Raw genomic sequence first — 4104 nt, forward strand, 5'->3', positions numbered from 1 at the left:
TTGTATTTGGGTTTACCTCTTTTGCTCTGTATCATCGCCTATCTTGGGAATGGCAATCAATATCCCTATTTTGGCTAGTTATCTTCGGATTTTGTACTGTCCTTTGGGTGCGAGGTAAAGAATTAGAAGAAAAAGCCCGCAACCCCCTCAGAGGCATTTTAGATGGGCAGTGATAGTCGCCCAAACAGTAATAAACTTGACGATGTTATAGAAATTCTTCTACTGTTGAGATACAGTGAACAGTAAACAATGAAATGATAACTGATAAGGGACTTGCGCTTTGATAATGTACCTTTTGGGCGAACGCAGTTCGCCCCTACATTGTGGACAAAATCCGTTACTGTAGGGGCGCAAAGCTTGCGCCCTCCGATCGATTGGGATATTATTCCCACGCAAGTCCCTAAGCTGTTCGTAATTTAAATTGCTTGTTGAGACGAGGCAAAAGGCAAGAGGCAAAAGGCAACAGTAAAGGGATTGGGGGAGGTTCGGCTAATCTAAGAATAAGCGGTTTAAATGCGTCTTAGCTTAACTGTTTACTGTTTACTGAAAAGCCCTCATTGCCACTTCCCCACTTCCCCACTTCCCCACTTCCCCACTTCCCAATTCATAATTTATAATTCATAATTCACAATTCCCACTCCCCCTCTCCTAACAATCGACTGCTAAGATCGAACAGAGCGATCGATCTCTCGCTCCCACGATACCTGATAAAACTATCTATGATCATTAAAAATAACCCCCATTATCGGGCTGTAATCGGCTTTTGGGTCGCTTTCCTTGTGTTTTGGGGTTTTGGGAGTTTCTCACCCCTTCTTGCCCAAGCGAAAGAGCAACCAGCCGATGTACAATCGATTACCCCCTACCTTAAGCAATTTCAACAAAAAATTACCGAATTTCGCCTCGATAACGGACTAAAATTTATTATCCTAGAAAATCGCGATGCTCCGGTTATTTCCTTTGTCACCTACGCGGACGTGGGAGGTGCCGATGAACCGGACGGTAAAACAGGAGTTGCCCACTTTTTGGAACATTTAGCCTTTAAAGGCACAAAAACCATCGGTACTAGCGATTATCTTAGCGAGAAAAAAGTCCTCGATCGCCTTGAAGCTATAGACAAAGAACTGCAAGCGGCCAAAAAAGCGGGTAAAAGCGCAGAAGTGGCTAAATTAACGGAAGAATTTCAAAAAACTAAGGCAGAGTCCGAGAAATTCGTCCAACGCAACGAATACGGGCAAATCGTCGAAACTCAGGGAGGAGTCGGTTTAAATGCCACCACTTCCAGCGATGCAACTAGCTATTTTTACAGTTTCCCGTCGAATAAATTGGAATTATGGATGTCTTTGGAATCGGAACGATTTTTAGAACCGGTGTTCCAACGGGAATTTTACAAAGAAAAAGACGTAATTCTAGAAGAAAGACGGATGCGGACGGATAATAGCCCCTTGGGTCTATTAATCGAAGCTTTTCTCGATCAAGCTTATACTGTCCATCCCTACAAACGTCCCGTTATCGGCTACGATCGAGATATTCGCAATCTGGAACCCTCAGATATCCAAAACTTTTTCGATAAATTTTATGCTGCCAGTAATTTAACCATAGCTATCGCCGGGGATGTGGACCCAGAACAGGTCAAACAGTTAGCTAAGGTTTATTTTGGTCGTTTTCCCGCTAAACCGAAACCCCCCCAGGTGACGGTAGTGGAACCGAACCAAACCAAAACAAAGGAAATTACCCTAAAATTAGCCTCTCAGCCTTGGTATTTAGAAGGATACCATCGTCCCGCTCTCAATCATCCCGATCATGCGGTTTACGAGGTTATTGCCACTTTAATGAGTGAAGGAAGAACCTCGCGACTGTATAAAGCTTTAGTGGAGGACAAACAACTTGCCCTCGCTGCCCAGGGATTTAACGGTTTTCCGGGGGATAAATACCCGAATTTGCTGTTATTCTATGCTCTCAGCGCTCCTAATGTCAGCCTAGAGGAAGTAGCGCAGGGTTTGAATTTGGAATTGGAAAGATTGAAAAATGAACCGGTTTCGGAACAGGAATTAGAACGGGTTAAAAATCAACTACGGGCAGCCCTATTAAGAGGTCTTGATTCTAACATGGGCATGGCGCGATCCTTGATTGAATACGAGGTAAAAACCGGCGATTGGCGTAATTTATTCGCCCAATTAGATGCTTATAATGCTGTCACGGCAGCTGATATTCAACGGGTGGCTAAAGAAACTTTTACCCCCGAAAATCGCACTATTGGCCGAATTTTACCGAAATAGATAGATGGGGAGATAGGGAAGTGGGGAAGTGGGGGAATTTCAACTAAAACCCCATCACCCCCCGCAACGCGCACGCAGTGACCACCCCAACACCCCAACACCCTAAAACCCCAACACCCTAAAACCCCAACACCCTAACACCTAACACCCAAAACCTCAAATAAATATAATCATGAAAAAACGCTTACAATGGCTAGGTTTAATCCTGCTCACCCTGATAGGTGTCCTAGCTTTTCGTTCCCCGGCAATTGCCCAAACCCCGCGACATTTTACCGATTTAACTTTTCCTCCCCTTCCTGAAGTTACAGTTCCCCAATACGAGCGCTATCAACTAGATAATGGTATGGTGGTTTATTTAGTGGAGGATCGCAGCTTACCTTTAGTGAGTGGTACGGCGATGATTCGGACAGGAGGAAGATTAGAACCAGGGGAAAAAGTCGGATTAGCCGATATTACTGGAACCGTGCTGCGTAGTGGTGGCACGGAGAAACATCCTTCTAATGTCTTAAATCAGTTATTAGAACAAAGAGCAGCCCTAGTAGAAACCTCGATCGATCTTAACGCTGGAACTGCTAGTTTTAGCGCTCTTAGTGAAGATTTAGAAGCAGTTTTTAATCTCTTTGCCGAGGTTTTGCGTTCCCCAGCTTTTGAAAGTCAGAGGGTAGAATTAGCCAAAGTTCAGGAAAAAGGCGCGATTGCCCGACGTAATGATGATCCTGATGATATTGCTAGTCGGGAGTTTAAAAAGCTAGTCTATGGTGATAATAGCCCCTACGCTCGTACTGTAGAATATAGCACTTTAGCTAATATTGACCGTCAGGATTTAATCGATTTTTATCGTACCTATGTCCGTCCCGACCAAATAATTTTAGGAATTGTCGGTGATTTTGATTCTCAGTCGATGAAAGCATTAATCAATAAGACTTTTGGCGATTGGAAAAATCCCGCCACTGCCCCTAAAATTGTCACCCCTTCTGCAACCCAAAAAAATCTTCAAGGTGTCTTTGTCGTCAATCAACCCCAATTAACCCAGAGTAGCGTTTTATTAGGTCATCTTGGGGGTCGTTTGGATAGTCCAGACTATCCCGCTTTAACGGTATTAAATGAGATTTTAAGCGGTTTTGGTGGTCGTTTATTTAATGAAGTGCGCTCCCGTCAAGGATTAGCTTATTCTGTCTATGGTATCTGGAATAGTCGTTATGATTATCCCGGTTTATTTATTGCCGGAGGTCAAACTCGCACCGATGCCACCGTACCTTTTATTAAGGCAATTTTAGGCGAAATCGAGCGCCTTCGCAATCAACCCGTTACTGCCAAAGAATTGGAAGATGCTAAAAATGCTATTCTCAATTCTTTTGTTTTTAAGTTTGAGAAACCTGCTCAAAATTTATCGCGATTGATGACCTATGAATACTATGGTTATCCCCAAGATTTTATCTTCCGTTATCAACAAGCGGTAAAAGGGGTGACAATTGCCGATATTCAACGAGTGGCCCAACAATATCTGCAACCGAATCAAATTGTGACTCTAGTAGTGGGTAATGAACAGGAAATTCAACCTCCTTTATCCAGTTTGGGAACCACGGTTAAAACTGTTGATGTCACCATTACACAACTATAAATAAATCTAGGTTGGATGGAGCTAAACTAGGTGAAATCCAACCTAGAAAAATGGTAATGATTTGGTAGTAGTGGCGTAGCCCTCTTGATTACCTGGTATGAATTGTGTAAAATATTTATGAATAAAAATAATTGGAACCCGATCAGTCTTTAAACCTCTAGCTTGATCATGACTTTTCTGATAAATATCTTTTTCTGGCTCCTGTCT

2 protein-coding genes are annotated in these 4104 nt (G+C 43.0%); both read left to right on the forward strand.

The window, feature by feature from the left end:
- Positions 1-719 precede the first annotated feature (719 nt).
- A complete protein-coding gene (locus EWV68_RS13535; RefSeq protein WP_287170104.1) occupies positions 720-2276 on the forward strand; it encodes a M16 family metallopeptidase in 1557 nt (518 codons plus the stop codon).
- 172 nt (positions 2277-2448) lie between these two features.
- Positions 2449-3897, forward strand: a complete 1449-nt coding sequence (locus EWV68_RS13540; RefSeq protein ID WP_287170105.1) for a M16 family metallopeptidase — start codon at positions 2449-2451, stop codon at positions 3895-3897.
- The last annotated feature ends 207 nt before the right edge of the window (positions 3898-4104 follow it).

Source organism: Microcystis sp. M_QC_C_20170808_M9Col, assembly GCF_007095495.1.
Taxonomy (GTDB): Bacteria; Cyanobacteriota; Cyanobacteriia; order Cyanobacteriales; family Microcystaceae; genus Microcystis; species Microcystis aeruginosa.

What these genes read in the sequence shown, in the direction of transcription:
- EWV68_RS13535 (WP_287170104.1), top strand. Translation starts at nt 720, where the DNA reads ATGATCATTAAAAATAACCCCCATTATCGGGCTGTAATCGGCTTTTGG.
- EWV68_RS13540 (WP_287170105.1), top strand. Translation starts at nt 2,449, where the DNA reads ATGAAAAAACGCTTACAATGGCTAGGTTTAATCCTGCTCACCCTGATA.